Source organism: Sphingorhabdus sp. EL138 (genome assembly GCF_900258045.1).
Classification (GTDB): domain Bacteria; phylum Pseudomonadota; class Alphaproteobacteria; order Sphingomonadales; family Sphingomonadaceae; genus Parasphingorhabdus.
This window is the reverse complement of record NZ_OGVD01000002.1, coordinates 105,870-124,838: the sequence shown is the minus strand read 5'-3', so window position 1 is coordinate 124,838 and position 18,969 is coordinate 105,870. Positions and strand designations below refer to the sequence as shown.

Here is an 18,969-nt window from a genome sequence, read left to right as displayed (position 1 = left end):
CATAGACGCACGATCAACAAGCCTGTCAAAGCTGTTCGGGGGGATGGTGCGAAACGCTGCTTTTGTCAAGCTGTCTAGCGTTTTCAATTGGTCAGACGATGCTCAGCAATGGTGATCATTCGCGTACTAGCAATCGAAACTTATCAATCTCGCATTTCGTGCCGGTTCGCGAATGCAAAATGTCACGGTCAACACAGATTTTTCCGTCACCGGATTTTTCCATGTAGAAACCCGAGTAAAAACTGCGTGCCTGGCATTTTTTCTTTAGCCGGGCCCGTATCTGCTGACGGTCCTTTGTAACTAGATCCAGATAACGCTCACCAAACCGCTGAACTCCAAGGATATTGTCCATCGGCAGACATTTCCCGATTTTCTGCTCCTTATAGGTCACGGGGGCAGATCTTCGCGAAAAATCTGCCACTGGGTTAGACCTACGTGCACGTCGTCGCGGTACCCGGATGATTACCCGCTTTTCGATACGGACCTGCGCCAATTTGTATTCGGCCGGGCCAATAAAAACGCCCTCGGCTGTCCCCGGAGTATCGGTAATCGGCAGCTCTGAAGCGGTCGGCGTCGCCAGCAGCAGTGATGCAAAAAGTGAAAGACTCACCCGAAACCCCTAGTTATCATCACCATGGCTATAACAACGGCGATTGAACAATTGATGAACTGTCTTTTCTACTGCCATATTGGTGTTTGAGTGCAAAGCATCTATAGCCGAGAAATCCCTTCTCATCATCTTGGAGCGCATCATGTCGGAAATACCCGATTGGTTAAATAGTATGGCCGAAATTGTCGGGTCGAAGGGTTTTACGAGCGCTTCCGATGATATGGCGCCTTGGCTAACCGATTGGCGAGGACGCTATACCGGCAAGGCGTTGGCATTGATCTCCCCGGCCTCAACCGAAGAAGTTTCCGCAATTGCCAAAATCGCCAATGCTCACGCGATTGCCCTTGTTCCGCAGGGGGGCAATAGTGGAATGGTTGGCGGTGCAACGCCGGATAAGACAGGACAGTCCATATTGCTTTCACTGCGCCGGATGAACAAGATCCGTGATATTGATGCTGGTGGTCAACTGACAGTCTGTGACGCCGGTTTGATACTGGAAAATTTACACGAAGCCTTGAACGATCATGGTCAACGCTTCCCGTTGACACTCGGTGGCAAAGGGTCGGCGACCATCGGCGGCCTGGTTTCAACCAATGCCGGGGGTACTCAGGTTTTGCGTCATGGCGCGATGCGTTCGCTGGTGGCTGGTTTGGAAGCGGTGCTTCCCGATGGCAGCATTTATAACGGCTTGTCGCCCCTGAAAAAGGACAATCGTGGTTATGATCTGAAACAGCTCCTGATTGGCGGAGAAGGAACGCTTGGCATTGTAACAGCTGCAACCCTCAAGACCGTGCCAGCCCTGATCGATCGCTGTGTCGCATGGGCTGGCGTTGCCTCTCCCCAAGCCGCCTATGCATTGTTCAAATTTCTCAACGCTCGAGAAGGCCAGTCGCTGGAAGGATTTGAAATCGTCCCGAAAACCTGCCTGGATGCAGTCCTTGAACATATACCGGATACCCGCCCACCACTAAATGATAGTGCATCATGGAATGTGCTCATAGAATTTGTCCGCGATCAGGAACTGGCGACCGATCCGCGCGAACTGGTGGAGAAACTTCTGGCTGAAGCCTTGGAACAAGGCCTGATCCAGGATGCAGCCATTGCCTCAAACGAAAGCCAAGCCGAGGCCTTTTGGAAGATCCGCGATTCGATTTCAGAAGCAGAACGCGCCAGCGGTCCGGCTTTGCAACATGATATCAGCGTTCCCGTCGCGCGGATGGCGGACTTCATAACCACCGCGGGTACGCAGATTGAAGAAGCGTATACCGGTACAAAAGTGGCTGCCTTTGGCCATATGGGCGACGGTAACGTGCATTTTCATGTCAAAGCGCCAACCGAAATCAAAGCCGGACGGGATGGATCACAATGGATGGAACGATCCTCTCAAACAATATCACGGATGGTACATGACCTTGTTGTAGCGGAGGGCGGTTCGATTTCTGCTGAGCATGGTATTGGTCAGACCAAACGTGATGAGCTTGAGCGATTGTCCGGCGATGCCCGCATATTGGTGCTGCGAGCGATTAAAAGCGCGATTGATCCCAAAAACATAATGAATCCGGGCAAGCTAGTTCCTCTTGCGTCCGGCACATCAGCCTCTTAAAGCCGTCGCAGCAGATTATTATTTAGAAAATTTTATTTCGGAGAATTCCCTATGGCCAGTGCGCCTCAAGCTCAAGCTCTTCCCATGTTCTACAAGGACCTTGTCCCACTGAACTCCAAAGAACATTCCAACTGGAAAGTCAAAGGCCTGGACGATGCGTCATTCATGCAAGAACAGCATGCGATACCGCTGACGGTTGATGAATTTCCCAATGCAGGCCGCAATTATCCAATTGTTTTCTCGGTGGGCGATAATGCTGTTCCCCTAATCCTGATGGGCCTTAATGAAGGCGTAAACACGTTCATGGGTGAAGATGGTCATTTTAATCAAACTGCCTATGTACCGGCTTATGTGAGGCGCTATCCATTCATGCTTGCCAAGCTGCAACCAGATGTTGATGAACTTTCACTCTGCTTCGATCCTACGACTGGTGCAATTGGCGACTATAAAGACGGCGACCCACTATTTGAGAAAGACCAGCCGACCGAAAAAACCAAAAGCATTTTGGAATTTTGCGAGCAGTTTGAACAGGCTGGTCAACGTACGGGGCAGTTTGTCGACGAACTGAAAAAAATGGACCTGCTGATGGACGGCGAAGTTACCATTCAACAAACAGGCGTCGAAAAACCGTTCGTTTATCGTGGATTCCAGATGGTCAACGAAGAAAAGTTGCGCGAATTGCGCGGCGATGAGTTAAGAAAAATCAACCAAAATGGTATGCTACCTCTGATATATGCACATCTATTTTCGTTGCAAATCATGCGGGAAGTATTCGCAAAACAAGTAGAAGCCGGCAAAGTACCTCAGGTGACAGAGGCTCCCACTGTATAAATTATCAATCAAATAACATCAGACATCATGGCCCAGTGAAGCATATATCAACGCAGAAATATTGCTTCACTGGGCCACCGAGACCTAATGATTGCGGATATCGGTCCGGCCGCATTTCACTTAGACTCCCTTCCAACGCATGATTTTTGGATCAATTTGGTTTTTCTGCCGGATGCTGCCTGGCGGAGTACCAACAGGCATTTTTGATAACCCTGTCTGTCAATAGATCAGAATCGGACCAATAATTTCGCGATTGGGTCTTGCAACTCGTTACACAAGAGACCACATTAACAATAGTGCAGATCCACATCCCCCGATTGGATCAGCACAGGCATTCTTTGAATGCCACCTCCCTGAACCTTGGCCACCTCGCCATAACGGCGAGGTGGTTTTTTTCGAAAAACCTACCACCTACTCAGCAGCGAGCAAAAACTGGCTCCCTATCTGGTCAGCCAGCTTTGCAGCCAGGTTCGCAACATGTTCGCTCAGCATCGGCAATTGTGAACCGGGTTCCCGCAGAGCTTCATCCAGGTAACATTGACGATCAACTTCCAGTTGAAGAGCATGCACATCCCTTTCGACCTCACTGTGCCGATCCAGGATATATCCGCCTGAATATGGGTGGTTAAGCCGAGCGTTAATACCTGATTGTTGCAAGAAAGACATGGACAGCTCTGAGTAGCGAGAGCCCGCACTGCGACCGAAAAGGTCGCCAATGACCACATCAACACGACCCTGTTCTTCATCCAACGGCGGCATACTGTGTAAATCCAGCAAGATGGCTCCACCAAATTTTAAACGCATACGGTCCAATATCTCGGTAATGCTGCGATGATACGGCTCGTGGTAGCTGTCCATCCGGCCATTAATGTCATCCCACTGCCATTTTCGCCGCCACAAGCCACCAATCCCATGCAAGCGACTCGGGACGACGCCTAGTCCGCCGCGCACCTTTCGACTCGGCATAGGCAATTGAGAGCGTGATAGACCGTCGACAATATCAGCATCAATTTCCGACCGTCCTCGGTTCAAATCGACCCATGCTCGTGGTTTGTGAGCGATAATGGCTGCAAATCCCCGGGTTATCGCCGCGCTGGCAAGGCGATCCGCGTAACGGTCTTCCAGACGCAGCAAATGGGAGGCGGGAACCGCCAGGTTATCCAATATTTCCTTTGGGTAGACACGTCCGGCATGTGGAACGCTGATCAGCAGCGGAAATTGTATATCATCAACATTATATGACGAAAAAGGCTCCTCATGGAACTCATGGAGGCGCGGGTCTGTCAAACTTTCAGTGATGCCATCTGTCATAGGATTCCATTCGTTCCATATCGAATATCCCAAAAATAGGGTCAACAGAACCAAAATGTTAAGGGATTTGCGCCTATAATCGAATCCCGGCATATAAGCCGCCTTATATTTGGACGATATACACAGGGAATAGCCCGGCACATGATTAAAATTCTCCTTGCGGAAGATGAACAGGCAATGCGTGATCACCTTACGCGTGCGCTGCAGAAATCAAACTACGAGGTAGTTGCAGTGGACCGCGGGACCGCGGCACTTCCCCATCTTGAATCGGAAAAATTCGATCTTCTGTTGACCGATATCGTCATGCCGGAAATGGACGGGATCGAGCTTGCTCAACACTGCGCCAAGGTATCGCCTGACACGCAGGTGATGTTTATTACCGGTTTTTCCGGCGTTACCCTGCGTGCGGGGGAGTCCGTTCCAAAGGCCAAGATTCTGTCTAAGCCTTTCCACCTGAAGGATCTCGTTCTGGAAGTGCAACGGCTATTTGAACCCGATAGTATCGGCGAACTCAATTAAGTCTTGCACCCCGCCAAGTGGCTGGCTAGACGGCCTGCAGCGTGGGCGTATAGCTCAGTGGTAGAGCACTTCGTTGACATCGAAGGGGTCGGGAGTTCAACTCTCTCTACGCCCACCATTTTTCCAGCAAACTTTGGTTTTTGTGAAGAATTGACCGCGATTTGAGCGGCCATATCACGGCTCGGCGAGCGGCCATGCCAAGCCGTGTATGCGCGGGTAAAAGCACTCAATTCACTATAACCCAGTTTTGTAGCAATGTCTGACAGGGACCGCGTGCCCTCCAAAAAATATAGCTGGCAGATGTCTCGACGAACCTGCTCCAATATCTGGCGAAAAGATGCTCCCTCCGCCACCAGTTTCCGCCGCAGGGTCCGTTCTGCTATACCAAAGGTTTCGGCAGCAGCATCAAGGCTTAACCCTGATTTATCGAGCAGATAAAACAGGTAATTATAGCTAAGGCTGGCCAAAGTGACGGATTTCGCTCCGTTGACCTGAAACCGGTTCAACTGCTGTTGGCCCATATTCACCAGATTGCGATTCGCAAACGGATTGGGAAGGTCGAGAACTTGCTTATGGAGTTCCAGATATGTGTCCGGCTGATTAAAGAGACACGGAACCGGGGGGCCATCTTCCTTCACCAGTGTCATTGAAGCGCTACGGTCAAAGGATGTTCTGTACGTGAAACTGGCTGATTTGACCGGTTGAACATCGTCATCGGTCACGATTTGACTGATGTACGAAAGGGTCGAAAAAATAATGAAAATCAATTCATTGGTCACACAGGAATTCGAATCGGCTACCAACCGGCAAACCGAATTCGATTGCTCCCATCTCAGAAGCGGCTTGTCGGTACCAGCTAACATCGCTGCCGCAGCAGCTTGCAATACATCCCCTACTGTTTCTTCAAACAGGGCCGTGTAGCAAACATCCGAAAATCCGGTAGGCGTCATGGCTCCGCCAATATCCGCGAAAATATCATCCCGCCCAAGCTCCCGCGCGGCTGCCTCAGAAAGGATCGTAATTGCCCGCGCAGAAAACCTCGCCCGCGGATCGCGTAACTGAGCATCAGTCAAATCAAGAGCGGACAGAAGCACCGGCTTTCTAGCGCCCAGCTCCTGGCAGCCACGAAAAACCTGAAATAGCAGTTGTGACGAAACACTGGTATTATCTGTATTCAAGCGCCCCATCGAGCTAGCTAGGACTGCAGTATTCCGAAGCTCAACGCACTTTCGACGAAGAAGTAAAATTGGCGACGAACATGTCAGTGATGTTCAGTATCGCCTATGCGGTTATGCAGCAAAGCAGATGCCTTCAGATAGGTCCAATTGGACGGCTTCAAAAGCGAATGACGCTTGCCCCCCAGGTAAAACCGCCGCCCATTGCTTCGAGGACCAACAGGTCATCGACTTTAATCCGGCCATCCCGAACCGCCTTGTCAAGCGCCAGAGGCACAGAGGCCGCCGATGTATTGGCATGCTGATCAACGGTCTTGATCACTTTTTCAGGAGCCAGACTCAGCTTCTTCGCTGTTGCGTCCAATATCCGGGCATTGGCCTGATGCGGTACAACCCAATCGATATTCTCAATTTTTTCACCCGCTTCATCCAAGGCTTCATTCAAGACGGATGACAGGTTGACGACCGCGTGGCGGAAGACTTCACGTCCTTTCATCCGCAGTTTGCCAACCGTGCCCGTCGTACCGGCGCCACCATCAACATAAAGCAGCTGGTTATGTTCGCCATCCGCATGCAACCGAGTGGCCAGAACACCTTTTTCGGTTTCTTCGCCAGACAAGATAATCGCCCCGGCGCCATCACCGAAAAGCACACATGTTGCCCGGTCTTCCCAATCCAGAATGCGGCTGAAAGTCTCTGCGCCGATTACGATAGCATTTTGCGCACTGCCGGCACGAATCATGCTTTCCGCCACTGACAGGGCATATAGAAAGCCGGAACAGACCGCCGCGACATCAAAAGCAACGCATCCGTTGCACCCCAGTTCATGCTGCACAATAGTGGCCGTTGCAGGAAAGGTTTGATCCGGCGTCGCTGTTGCCAATACGATAAGATCAATATCCTGTGCCGATAGTCCGGACGCGTCGAGGGCCTTTTTTGCAGCTTCCGTCGCCAGACTGGATGTCGTTTCATCGTCCTCTGCAATATGACGAAATTTTATACCTGTCCGCTCAACGATCCATTCGTCGGTTGTGTCTACCTTCTCTGCAAGGTCCGCGTTCGACACTCTGGTCCGCGGCAAGGCGGAACCGGTCCCTTTGATGACCGCACGGCGGGCGGTCGCAACACTCATTTGGCTGTTGCCTCCAGTGGGGCTGATGTGCTGATTTTTTCCAAGTCTTCGCTAATGCGTTCCAAGATACTATCCTCTACGAGCCGGGCAGCGACTTCCACAGCATTGGCTACGCCTTTTTCATCGGCACTGCCATGGCTTTTTACGACCACACCGTTCAGACCCAGAAAAACCGCACCGTTGTGATTATTGGGGTCGAGATGTTCTCTCAGCAATTCTGTTGCTGGCCGGGAGATCAGAAATCCGATTTTGGATCGTAAGGAACTTAAAAAGCTGCGCTTTAAAAGATCCGTCACAAAACGTGCAGTCCCTTCCAGAGCCTTCAGGGCGATATTGCCAGAGAATCCGTCCGTAACAATCACATCGACATCGCCGGTCGATATTTTATCGGCCTCGGTAAAGCCTTGAAAATTCATCGCCAGCCCATCGGCATTTTTCAGCGCATCTGCGGCATTTTGCAGGGTTCCGGTACCCTTGCCATCTTCGGTACCGATATTGAGCAGCTTCACAGTAGGTTTTTCAAAACCGTGCATGATCCGGCTATAGGCCGCGCCCATTACGGAGAATTGCACCAGATTGCGGCTATCGCATTCGGCATTGGCGCCGAGGTCCAGCATCACAACATCGCTGTCCTTCATAGTCGGCAGCAAAGCCGCTAAAGCGGGTCGATCAATGCCGGACATAGTTCGCAGCGCCAGTTTCGAGATCGCCATTAGCGCGCCGGTATTGCCGGCGCTGACCGCCGCACTTACTTCGCCAGATTTCACGGCACCGACGGCCATGCCCATTGATGTTTTCTTGGAGCCACGCAACGCCTGGCTGGGTTTTGCATCACCGGAAACAATATCTTCGGCATGCAATATTTCGGAAGCGGCACTAAGATTGGGGTGGCTTTTCAGCGCTTCTTTGATTTGTGCTTCATCACCGACAAACAGGAATTGAAAACCTTCATGCCGATGCCGGGCCAAAGCAGCGCCGGCGACCATAACACGCGCGCCGATATCGCCGCCCATCGCGTCAATTGCGATTCGCGGCCTCATCCCCACCGGTTATTCCCCTTGATTAGCTGTGTGATGGCGTGACGTTAGTCGACTACAGTTCAAAAGACTATAGATCGACAGCCATTACTTCACGGCCATTATAATGACCGCAAGCCCCACACATATGGTGAGGGCGCTTCAATTCGCCGCAATTGGAACATTCCTGATAGGCTTCGACCTTCAAAGCATCATGGGAACGGCGCATTCCGCGCTTGGACGGCGTAGTTTTTCGTTTAGGGACAGCCATTGCTAAGCCTGTTCGTTAAATTTCAAATTTCTTATATGTGTACAATAAGCCAAATACCCGTTTTGAGCAAGCGAACCTCTGCAAAACAAAGAGAATCACCCGACTCATGCGATAGCCAATTGCACGCGAAGGGGCGGCTATAACGATTTTCCTGTGCGTTGCAAGCATTGTGCTTCTATAGGCAGCGGATAAATTCGAAAAGCTCTTGGGAGAAACCATGATTTTACCAATAACTCTCACGATTGCTGGCGCGGCCGCGCTGGTCAACATCTGGTTGATGATTCGGGTCGGACAGGTCCGCACGTCAGAAAAAGTCAGCGTTGGTGACGGCGGCAATGAAAAGGTCATTCGCCGCATGCGTGCGCACGCCAACTATGGTGAAAGCCTGCCCATTGTATTGATCCTCATCGCTATCATAGAGCTGGCTAGCGGTTCTCCTACCTGGCTCTGGATTGTCGGCGGATTATATATGCTTGGGCGCGTTGCTCATGGCCTTGGCATGGATGGCGGCAAGCTTGGCAAAGGCCGGACGGTCGGTACAATCCTGACCTTGCTTGTCATGCTCGGACTTGGTGGGTACGCAATTACAATCCCCTATTTTAGCGTTACCGACGCCAGCACATCTCCGGCCATTGTACAGCCAGGATAATCACGCACCGCACCGTCACGCCGAAGGCCGGGTCGAGATGTCCCGGCCGGAAACCGCAGGCATGACGCTACTCTGAGCCTTGTGCCATCTCTTCAGGCGACAACCAGCGAAGACGCACGGTTCCAGCCGCATCGCCTGGTCCGGCGGCACTGATGGTCGTTGCATGGGCATCAAAGAGTGTTTTTCGCGCAACCTCGATATCATTGGATGATCCATAGGCCCCCATCGGCAACTGGACACGCGCAGCGGCCCAACCAATCAGGGGAAGCTGCGCAGTTGATTTTTCGGTAATTGCGCCGTCTGTCACCTGCAGAGATGGTAGCGTCACCGCCGGAGGCTTGATTTCGATTGCCCAATCCTTGGCCTGATCTGCGATGCGCTTTTCCAAAGCGTAATAGGTATCAAGTGTGGCCCCTTGCAGCGGTTTCGCCGATACGATGGCTCGGCGCTTTGTCGTGTCAATTGTTACGTCATCGGCCGATACTCCAGCGACCAACGCCAGATTCTCGCGCAGTTTGACCACCCGAATTTCGGCCTCCTGTGCCTGTTGTTGGGCACGTGCAGCAGTGAGCTCGGCCGTTACGGCATCGCTGCCCGTTTCCACCCGATATTGCTCAATCGCCACGTCAATCGGACGATTGAAGGTGCGGCTTAACACACGGGCGCTTTGCTGCTCGGCATCACCGACAATTTTTGGCGTAAAAACAGATGCACTCACCAGAATCGGCTCGGCATCCCAGTCAATATCAATCTGTGAAACTCTTGCACGACTGCCAAACTGATCCTTGATATAGCCATTGGCCTGACGCGAAACATTCGCCTCCCATGCAATCTGTTGTACCGAATAGCCAAGCGGGATAGCCAGCCCTACAAATATGACCACCATAGCACCGATCTGAAACTGCGATTGGCGCTCGGACAGGCTGGAACGGAACCCATAGAGCCGCGCCATCCCGGCAGCGGTTAGGGCTATCGTCATCAAGTTGGTGAAAAACAGCAATAGCGAACCACCGAATACCGACATGTTGAGCGTCGCCAAACCAAAGCCAACCACAGCCAAAGGCGGCATTAAAGCGGTTGCGATCGCCACACCCACAATCGTGCCCATACGCCCGCGGATCATCGCATAGGCACCAGCCAGTGCAGAAAATAATGCGACCGCAAGGTCAAACAAGTTAGGCCGTGTGCGAGACGCGATTTCAGTAGTCACCGTCTGCAGCGGTGATAGCGCGACCACCAGGGCAGCAAACAGCACTGCCACCAAAGTGCCAAGAATCAATGCCTTCGCACTTCCCTTCAGCCAGGCATAGTCACCAATGGCCAGCGCGAACCCAGCGCCCATAATCGGTCCCATAAGCGGGGACAGCAGCATGGCGCCGATAACAACTGCTGGAGAAGACAGCAGCAGACCCAATATCGCGATCCCGGCCGACATACAGGTCATAAATGTATAGCGCGGGTTGAAATAGCTATCTTCTTTGACCTTAGCGATAACGGCCGGCTGATCCACGCCGGAACATACAACAACTTTCCACCAGCGACGGAATAGCAGGATGCTTCCGGTTACCGGTTGGAAAGGGCCGGGCTCTTTTTCCGGTTCAGATGCGGGCGAGTTCGCCTCTGCTTGCGAATTTTCAGTCATGGTTTTCTATAGTCCCTCCGCAGCAGCGACGACAATATAGAAATGATATGAGGCTCATTACGTCGCGGGTAATTGAAAAATAAAAAAAAATACCTTTTATCATAAAACCGTCTCATCTATATATTACAGACACGTGAAGCCAAGCAGGAGACTTCCGATGCCCCGCCCCGAAACCGATATTGAAGCTGGCCGAGAAAAATTGATCCAAACAGCGGAAGTGATTATCCGCGAACGCGGCGCGATTAATTTCACCATCACCGATCTGGCCGCTGAAGCCGGTATGTCCCAGTCCAACGTATATCGTTTCTTTGAGAACAAGGACGAATTGGCCGAGGCCATGGCCGGTCGCTGGTTTGCAGAACTGATTACTATTATCGAAGGGCTAATTGAGGCTGACATGCCGGCACAGCAAAAGCTTTACGAGTTTTTTGCCCGGCGACTGGCGATAAAACGTGCGCGCTTTGAAGAAGATCCCGACCTGTTCCGCTCCTATATGGAGCTGGGCGACCAGCATTTCGAGGTTATCCGCGGCTATGTTGACCTGACCGACCATTATATGGCGATGATCCTCGCCGAAGCGATGGAAGAGGGCTATTTTGAAGGGCTGGAACTGGACGAGATTGTTTCGTTGGTTAACACGATGGTGCAGCCCTTTTGCAATCCCAAGTTGATGATGGATATGACCCATCTTGCCGATGAAGTGCGGTTACGGCAGGTGATTGATACAATCCTGACCGGCCTCAAAGCCCGCGCCGAAGGTGCGCCCAAAAAAGCGGCATTGCATATCGCCAGCTGAGGAACCGGGCGTTAAACCGCCCTGCAAAAATGTCCTGTTGCGCTATTCTGTGAAATCGGCAAAGAGCCTGCATGTTTGATACTGCCAATGATTGGGTCAATATCTGGTTGAACGCCCATATCGGTCTATCCCTTTTGTCCTTTTCAACAGTCTGCTTCATCGTCTTTGGAGCAGCCTTTTTCCGGGGTTTGACCGGATTTGGCTATGCGATACTTGCTGTTCCCTTGGTCAGTCTGGTCGCACCACCTGTCACCGCGGTAGTCATGGCGATATTGATGCAATTGGTCATCGGACCTTTCGGCATCCGTCCGGCCGTAAAAGTCATCAATATTCCGATGGTGGCAAAAATCGCAGCCCTGTCCTGTCTGTTCACCCCCGCCGGCCTTTGGATGCTCGATATTGTAAGTACAGATATCGCCAGGCTGGTGATCACAACCATTGCGATTGGCAGTTTCCTTGCATTCATGATGAAACGTCCGCCACAGCTCAACGAAGCACCGCTGCATATCCTGCTGGTCGGCAGCATGTCGGGCTTGCTTAACGGCTTTGCCGCGATGCCGGGGCCTCCCGTCATTCTCCATTTCGTTCGAAAAGGGGTGCCTCCCATTGTCGCAAGGGGATCAATGATCACAATATTCTTTGCTGCCGCCACCATGGCAACTGTGATCGCGTTCTGGCGCGGAATGATCGATGGACAGGTTCTGATACTCAGCGCGCTGGCCTGTCCGTTGATGATCGGCGGCAATCATTTGGGTGCGAAATTTTTCGGTAGTGTATCGGAACCGATATGGCGTGGTTTTGTGATCCTGCTGCTCGGTGTCGCGGCGGGCTTTGCTTTGTTCAAGTTGTTCTAAGGCGGCCGTCAGGCATCTTTCGCCAGCCATTGTTGCATTTTGGCTGGCGGCGGCGATGCCTTCATCTCACGCTCGTCCAGTGCAGCCAGAGCCCGCTCGCGATCCGCTTCGGTAAAGCTTCCTGTTGTCAGGCAGAATTCAACCATGTTGCCATTGGGATCGCGAGTATAAACTGAATGGCACCAATTGTGATCAATCTCCAAAACATCGAGCCCTGCCGCGTTCCATTTTTTGCGCCAACTCGCCAGCTCTTCAGGTGTGTCTACCGAAAAACTGTAATGATTGGTGCCTTGCGGGGTTTTTGCCGCTTCGTTGAGGTCATAGGCATAGTCGTCCTGACCCGGTGTATCGTTGAGTTCCCAGAAAGCGATAAACCTGCTGTCATCGCCGTCCATTCGGTAGAAAAAATGCTTGCCCCAGCCGCCGCCCATCACCGGTGCAATCTCGACTTTCACCAGTTCAAAGCCCATAATTCCTTCATAAAATTCATGAATGGCGGTCATGTCTTTTGCGGCCAAAGCAAGATGGTGATAGCTCATTTATTCGCGTCCTTCCGTTTGTCGACCATGCCCATGACATCCGCCGTAGCGCCTTCCGGTGCGGGCACTTCGACAACCCGCTCATCGACATCGTCAAATTCGAGCCGTAGCGCCCGGCTCATCACCGCGTGCATCATGTAGGTGCAGGCAATATAAGTCAGTTCTATGATTTCGACTTCGCCGAGATGCTTTTTCAGCGCTTCGAAAACACCATCCGAAACACGGCCTCGCTCCAATACCAGGCAATCTGTATAAGCCAGTACAGCGCGTTCTACTTCGTTGAAACAGTCAGCCACCGACCAATTCGGTATCGCCTTTACCTGCTCCTTCGAATAGCCCTCAAAGCGCATCGCCTTGCTGTGTTGGGAATAGACAAATTGCGATCCCACGGCATAGCCCGCGCGAATTTGACCGAGCTCACGAAGCTTCGGATCCAGCTTGCGATGGGGCGAACGATAAAAACCGAAACCCTCGGTCGTATGCTTGAAAGCATCGGGAACCTGCGCAAAAACGGTCCACCAATTGCCGGGCGTCCCTGTGGCAGTGCCGGGCTCCGCTACCGGATCACGATCTCCGAACAGCGTTTTATAAAGCGCCAACACATATTCGTCGGTGACTTCGGAAAGCGGGATTTCGCGCAGTCGGGGCATGGGTTTCTCCTATGCCCCGACTATGCATATATTTACGAAAGGTGCTAGCCCGCCAGATTGCGCAGCACGTAATGCAGAATACCGCCGTTGAGGAAATATTCCATCTCGTTGGCGGTATCGATCCGGCAGAGCGTTTCGAATGTTTCTGTCGAACCATCAGCGCGGGTCATTTCAACCTCAACCGTCTGGCGCGGATCCAGCGTTGCGACACCCTTGATGGTAAAGCTCTCACTGCCATCAAGGTTCAGGCTATTGCGATCAACACCCTCGGCAAATTGGAGCGGTAACACACCCATGCCAACCAGGTTGCTGCGGTGAATACGCTCATAGCTTTCCACGATCACAGCCCGCACGCCCAGCAGGTTCGTGCCTTTCGCGGCCCAGTCGCGGGAAGAGCCGGTACCATATTGCTCTCCGCCAATAACAACCAGGTCATTGCCGTCCGCTTTGTGGCGCATTGCGGCGTCGTAGATGGGCATGATCTCACCATTATATTTGGTGTAACCGCCTTCCTTGCCGTCGGCCATTTCGTTCTTGATGCGGATGTTGGCGAAGGTTCCGCGCATCATGACATCGTGATTTCCGCGGCGGCTGCCGTAGCTGTTGAAGTCCTGCTTTGCCACCTGATGGTCGCGCAGATATTCTCCGGCGGGCGAGTCTTCCTTGATCGCACCGGCCGGCGAGATATGGTCGGTCGTGATCGAATCCCCCAATAATGCCAGTGTCTTGGCGTCGACAATATCGCCCACAGGCTCCGGCGTCATGGTCATGCCATCAAAGTAGGGCGGATTGGCCACATAAGTGGACCCCGCACGCCACTGATAGGTATCGCCGCCGGTCACATCAATATCCTGCCACGCCGCGTCCCCTTTATAGACATCGGCATAGCGGCTCTCGAACATCTCGCGCGACACAGCCCCGCCCATCGCGGCGTTGACCTCATCATTGGTCGGCCAGATATCGCGCAGGTACACATCCGCACCATCGCTGCCCTGCCCGATCGGCGTCTCGTACATATCCTCACACACCGTGCCTTTCAGCGCATAGGCGACAACCAGCGGCGGCGACGCGAGATAGTTGGCCCGCACATCCTGAGACACACGGCCTTCAAAGTTCCGGTTGCCCGACAATACGGACGCCGCAACCAGATCATTGTCATTAATCGCCTTGGAAATCGGTGCCGGCAATGGCCCCGAGTTACCAATACAGGTCGTGCAGCCATAGCCGACCAGGTTAAAGCCCAGATAGTTGAGATCCTCGCTCAGCCCCGCCTTGTCGAGATAATCCGTCACCACCTGCGATCCCGGCGCCAGCGAACTCTTCACCCATGGCTTGCGCTGCAGGCCCCGCTCCCGCGCCTTGCGCGCGACCAGACCGGCGGCGATCAGCACGCTGGGGTTGGACGTGTTGGTGCAGGACGTAATCGCCGCAATGGTCACATCGCCATGGCCCAGATCATGGTCCACACCATCGACAGCCACCCGCTTGTCGGGATCGGATGAATTGAACACATCCGTAATATCCTTGTTAAAGCTCTCGTCGAGATCGGCCATCGACACGCGCTGTTGCGGCAGCTTCGGCCCCGACAGCGATGGCACAACACTGGTCATGTCAAGCTCCAGCGTCTTGGTATAGATCGCCTCAACCTCGTCATCATGGCGCCAGAAACCCTGTTCCTTGGCATAGGCTTCACACAGATCGATATCCGCTTCGCTGCGACCCGTCAGGCGCAGATAATCCAGCGTCTTGTCATCAATCGGGAAGTAACCGCAGGTCGCGCCATATTCCGGCGCCATATTGGCAATCGTCGCGCGATCCGCCAGCGACAGAGCCGCAACACCCGGACCATAAAATTCGACAAAGCGCCCGACCACGCCCACTTCGCGAAGCATCTGCACACAGGTCAGCACCAGATCGGTCGCGGTAATACCCTCGGCCAGCTCGCCGGTCAGCTTGAACCCGACCACTTCGGGGATCAGCATCGATACCGGCTGGCCGAGCATCGCGGCCTCCGCCTCAATCCCGCCCACGCCCCAGCCGAGCACGCCCAGACCGTTGATCATCGTCGTATGGCTGTCGGTGCCGACACAGGTATCGGGATAGGCCACCATATCGCCATTCTGATCCTGGGACGACCAGACGGCCTTCGCAATATTCTCCAGATTCACCTGGTGGCAAATGCCGGTTCCGGGAGGCACAACGGAGAAATTATCAAACGCCTTCGATCCCCATTTCAGAAATTCATAGCGCTCCATATTGCGCTGATATTCCAGCGCCACATTATTCTCGAACGCTTGCGGTGTACCAAACTCGTCAACCATGACCGAGTGGTCAATCACCAGATGCACCGGCACCTGCGGGTTGATCTTCTGCGCATCGCCGTCCAGCGACTTAATCCCGTCGCGCATCGCCGCGAGGTCAACAACCGCCGGAACGCCGGTAAAATCCTGCATCAAAACGCGCGCGGGGCGATATTGAATTTCAGCGCTGCTTTTGGCCTCTTTCTGCCAGTCGACCACCGCCTGCGCATCCCCAGCCGCCACCGTATGGCCGCCATCTTCAAAGCGCAGCATATTTTCGAGCAGGACTTTCAGCGTATAGGGCAAGCGCTCTATATCCCCGAGCTTCGCCGCCGCCTTGGCGAGCGAATAATAGGCATAGCTGGTGCCATTAACATTAAGCGTCGCGCGCGTGCCGAGTGAGTCTTGTCCGGTGGTCGTCATAATTCGTCCCTTATTTTAATTTTTACGCCGGGCGGACCTGTCCGCCGTAGCTTCAGCGAAGGCGGAGGGGAGCAGGAATTCCAGCGAATGAATCGATGTTCGGGAGCGCTTTAGCGGATGGATGATCATCCCGCAATGTGGACAATCTACTTTAGTGGGTTGTCCAAGGGAGCAGACTATCGGCAGAAACCGATTTTTAAGCCTCGTACTAATTCATCGCTATTGGCAACATTTGAATAAGCGCAGTTTAGTTTGGAGTGCTGATGATTATTATCTAGAACTGTTTGACTAGACAACTTGTCAGATATGACCTTTAAAGAAAACATGGATGATGGCGATAAAAAATTAGAAAAATACCACAATGATCAAGTTTTGGTAGAAACAAGCGAAGACTTTCTTGGTTATAATTCTCTATCGAATAGAATTGGAGAAATACTAACAAACCCTTCTCTTTCTAAAGGTGCCGTACTAGGTTTGGATGGGCAATGGGGCATGGGAAAAAGCACCATTTTGGGTTTCTCACGAAGATCTCTCAAAGACAAAATTCTCAACGGCCAACTTGCTTGGGCAGAATTCAGTCCTTGGCTTGTTGGAAGCCGTGAGTCACTAATATCCGAACTCTTCACTGTTCTATCGACGACGATAGCCGGCTTAAAGTTTCAAAAAGGGAATATTGTCGAAAAGCAATTTTTGATCGCCAAGGAACTCGCGCAAGACATCCAAGAATTTGGGAGAAACTTGAAAGTTCCTTCGGAAACAGGTGCTCTCAGCGAGTTAGTGGTGCCCGGCTCTGGAGCGTATGTTTCAATTGGGTTGAAAAGAGCGATGCAACCCAAGGATGAAAAAGCATTGATTGTTCAAAAAGGTGCAATTTCAAAAAAGCTCTGGCAACTTGAAACAAGAATTGTTGTAACGATCGATGATCTTGATCGGCTAGACCCAGACGAAATCGTTGAGATATTGAGACTATTGAAGTCCGTAGCTAATTTTCCAAATGTCGTTTATGCGATATGCTATGATCATGATGCAGTTTCACAAGCTGTTGAAACTGTAACCGGCATCCAAAATGGATCACAATATCTTGAGAAGATCATCCAATTACCAATTTCTGTTCCAGCGCCAGAATCATTTAGCTTGCGCCGAATGTTTAGAGAGAAGTTTAGCGACTTCAAACTGGACTTGAATTCGGAAGAACAAGGTCGACTAGAATACGTAATCGATAGCGAAGGTGGGCGGCGACTAAACTCACCTAGGGCGGTTAACCGTTGCTTGGATATGATATCAGCTTACTTGCCCGTTCTTAAAAACAAGATTGATATAGCTGACTTTGTTTGGTTGCAAATGATAAAGCTAGGAAATCGTGAACTCTATCAATGGATAGAAGTATATCTGAATACAATGGCCGCTAAATATAGCGGTCGAGTAGCAGTCTCAGAACACGGTATAAAACAGTCTTTTCAAGAACTAAAAGAAATAATCAGTGACGACAACCGCAACCTGTCAAGAACCCTTATAGAATGGCAAAATATCTTGCCTGGTTTCGACGGAGGCTCAATATCAGACAGTAAACCGCCAATTTTTACGTCTGATCACAATGAAGTCATCCAAGAGCGGATAAAAGATCGACGATTGGCTTCTGTGGATCACTACCGTCTGTTTTTTGCACTTACGGAGCCCGAGGCGGCGCCTTTGGAAAGCGACTTTGTAAATCTCAAGATAGCGCTAACAAAAAACAATGATGCGGCAGAAGCATTGTTACTTAATTGGGGAAAACAAAAAGATAGCTTAGGCGATAGTAAAGCCGTGCGAATTTTGGACAGATTAGAAAACTCCTATCCCGATAGCTGGAATCCCGGACATGCCGTCACTCTTGCTGTAACCTTTTCAAACGTAATGGATGATGACGGTCTTAGGGGGCGAGAACAGTTTATGTTCAGCTATCCCGGGTGGAGAATAGTTAGCAACATTCTCGCGGACTTGCTGAAAAAGATCGATAATACCCAAAGACTATCGACCTTGAAACAAATGTTCGAGGGAGGGCGAGCCATTGGTTGGTTGACTAGAATTTTTAGGAGAGAAACTTTCTCTCATGGCGTGTTTGGTGATGACGGAAAACCGAGGGATGAGTGGACTCTAGATGAGGACGAATACACGTTGGTCGCCGAATTGCTGGTACAACGATATCAAAAGATGTCGCTTGATGATCTCTCGAGAACCCCCGAACCAATAAGTATTCTATATGCATGGAAACAAGCGAATGTTGAGAAAAAGTTGGAAGTAGAAAAACTGGTCGGAAATGATGATAGTCAATTTCTGCAGTTTCTCAGTCTTCTGACCACGGAATCAGAAGTGAATGGAAAAATTCAGACTAACCTTAATCGAGAGAATATTGAAGCATTCTTAGAACTAGACCCAACCCTCGATCGATTGAGATCAATCATTGACAATTCAGAATCTCAATTGTTTCTAAAAGCCCAAGCTCTGTTGTCTATGTATAGAAAAGACAAATTTTGATGATCATACTTCCTCTAGGCACCCAACTCTGCCAATCTACTCTCCATAACCGATACGTAGATGCACCAAAAACGCGTTGAGCCAGACTCAGCATAGCGAAATTCGTCCGATCACCCCCTTTCCTACAACCCCCA

General features: G+C 51.6%; 16 protein-coding genes, 1 tRNA gene and 1 pseudogene. 8 read left to right on the top strand and 10 right to left on the bottom strand.

What is annotated here, in order from left to right:
* Positions 1–115: 115 nt before the first annotated feature.
* Complete coding sequence (locus DK507_RS04010) at positions 116–610, bottom strand: hypothetical protein (RefSeq protein ID WP_109355034.1); 495 nt, start codon at positions 608–610, stop codon at positions 116–118.
* 142 nt (positions 611–752) lie between these two features.
* On the opposite strand from DK507_RS04010, the gene DK507_RS04005 reads away from it, so the two are divergent.
* Together DK507_RS04005 and DK507_RS04000 are read left to right on the top strand one after the other, a co-directional pair.
* Positions 753–2,213, top strand: a complete 1,461-nt coding sequence (locus DK507_RS04005) for an FAD-binding oxidoreductase (protein ID WP_109355033.1) — start codon at positions 753–755, stop codon at positions 2,211–2,213.
* Between the two features lie 51 nt (positions 2,214–2,264).
* Positions 2,265–3,044 (top strand): SapC family protein, encoded by a 780-nt coding sequence (locus DK507_RS04000; protein ID WP_109355032.1) that lies wholly within the window; start codon positions 2,265–2,267, stop codon positions 3,042–3,044.
* 411 nt (positions 3,045–3,455) lie between these two features.
* On the opposite strand, the gene DK507_RS03995 is transcribed toward DK507_RS04000, so the two are convergent.
* The gene (locus tag DK507_RS03995) at positions 3,456–4,355 is read right to left on the bottom strand and encodes an N-formylglutamate amidohydrolase (RefSeq protein ID WP_162558886.1); all 900 of its coding nucleotides are present in this window, start codon (positions 4,353–4,355) and stop codon (positions 3,456–3,458) included.
* Between the two features lie 141 nt (positions 4,356–4,496).
* Here DK507_RS03995 and DK507_RS03990 point away from each other — a divergent pair, with 141 nt between their 5' ends.
* Entirely contained in the window at positions 4,497–4,874 is a 378-nt protein-coding gene (locus DK507_RS03990) for a response regulator (RefSeq protein ID WP_109355029.1), read from the top strand.
* A 43-nt stretch (positions 4,875–4,917) separates the two neighbouring features.
* Positions 4,918–4,992, top strand: a tRNA-Val gene (locus tag DK507_RS03985).
* Between the two features lie 70 nt (positions 4,993–5,062).
* On the opposite strand, the pseudogene DK507_RS18200 reads toward DK507_RS03985, so the two are convergent.
* From DK507_RS18200 to rpmF, 4 genes and pseudogenes are all read right to left on the bottom strand, one after another.
* A pseudogene (locus tag DK507_RS18200) lies at positions 5,063–6,061 on the bottom strand (AraC family transcriptional regulator ligand-binding domain-containing protein); the annotation flags it as partial.
* Between the two features lie 148 nt (positions 6,062–6,209).
* Positions 6,210–7,181: a beta-ketoacyl-ACP synthase III gene (locus DK507_RS03975; protein WP_109355028.1), complete on the bottom strand. Its 972-nt coding sequence runs from the start codon at positions 7,179–7,181 to the stop codon at positions 6,210–6,212.
* Positions 7,178–8,221 carry a phosphate acyltransferase PlsX gene (gene plsX, locus DK507_RS03970; RefSeq protein ID WP_109355026.1) on the bottom strand — a complete coding sequence of 348 codons (1,044 nt, stop codon included), beginning with the start codon at positions 8,219–8,221 and terminating at the stop codon, positions 7,178–7,180. Before plsX ends, DK507_RS03975 begins: the two co-directional genes overlap by 4 nt.
* Positions 8,222–8,288: 67 nt before the next feature.
* Positions 8,289–8,468, bottom strand: a complete 180-nt coding sequence (rpmF, locus tag DK507_RS03965; protein WP_109355024.1) for a 50S ribosomal protein L32 — start codon at positions 8,466–8,468, stop codon at positions 8,289–8,291.
* Between the two features lie 217 nt (positions 8,469–8,685).
* On the opposite strand from rpmF, the gene DK507_RS03960 reads away from it, so the two are divergent.
* The gene (locus DK507_RS03960; protein WP_109355023.1) at positions 8,686–9,117 is read left to right on the top strand and encodes an MAPEG family protein; all 432 of its coding nucleotides are present in this window, start codon (positions 8,686–8,688) and stop codon (positions 9,115–9,117) included.
* Positions 9,118–9,184: 67 nt separating this feature from the next.
* On the opposite strand, the gene DK507_RS03955 is transcribed toward DK507_RS03960, so the two are convergent.
* The gene (locus DK507_RS03955) at positions 9,185–10,759 is read right to left on the bottom strand and encodes a DUF389 domain-containing protein (RefSeq protein WP_109355022.1); all 1,575 of its coding nucleotides are present in this window, start codon (positions 10,757–10,759) and stop codon (positions 9,185–9,187) included.
* Between the two features lie 157 nt (positions 10,760–10,916).
* Between DK507_RS03955 and DK507_RS03950 the strand changes: the two genes are divergently transcribed.
* Together DK507_RS03950 and DK507_RS03945 are read left to right on the top strand one after the other, a co-directional pair.
* Positions 10,917–11,555 (top strand): TetR family transcriptional regulator, encoded by a 639-nt coding sequence (locus DK507_RS03950; RefSeq protein ID WP_109355021.1) that lies wholly within the window; start codon positions 10,917–10,919, stop codon positions 11,553–11,555.
* Positions 11,556–11,626: 71 nt separating this feature from the next.
* Complete coding sequence (locus DK507_RS03945) at positions 11,627–12,409, top strand: sulfite exporter TauE/SafE family protein (protein WP_109355020.1); 783 nt, start codon at positions 11,627–11,629, stop codon at positions 12,407–12,409.
* A gap of 8 nt (positions 12,410–12,417) precedes the next feature.
* Here DK507_RS03945 and DK507_RS03940 read toward each other — a convergent pair whose 3' ends face one another.
* From DK507_RS03940 to acnA, 3 genes are read right to left on the bottom strand one after another with little or no spacing between them, the layout of a single operon-like run.
* The gene (locus DK507_RS03940; protein ID WP_109355019.1) at positions 12,418–12,948 is read right to left on the bottom strand and encodes a VOC family protein; all 531 of its coding nucleotides are present in this window, start codon (positions 12,946–12,948) and stop codon (positions 12,418–12,420) included.
* Entirely contained in the window at positions 12,945–13,598 is a 654-nt protein-coding gene (locus DK507_RS03935) for a carboxymuconolactone decarboxylase family protein (protein ID WP_109355018.1), read from the bottom strand. Before DK507_RS03935 ends, DK507_RS03940 begins: the two co-directional genes overlap by 4 nt.
* Before the next feature lie 44 nt (positions 13,599–13,642).
* A complete protein-coding gene (gene acnA / locus DK507_RS03930) occupies positions 13,643–16,321 on the bottom strand; it encodes an aconitate hydratase AcnA (RefSeq protein ID WP_109355017.1) in 2,679 nt (892 codons plus the stop codon).
* Positions 16,322–16,627: 306 nt separating this feature from the next.
* Between acnA and DK507_RS03925 the strand changes: the two genes are divergently transcribed.
* A complete protein-coding gene (locus DK507_RS03925; RefSeq protein ID WP_109355016.1) occupies positions 16,628–18,835 on the top strand; it encodes a P-loop NTPase fold protein in 2,208 nt (735 codons plus the stop codon).
* Positions 18,836–18,969 lie beyond the last annotated feature (134 nt).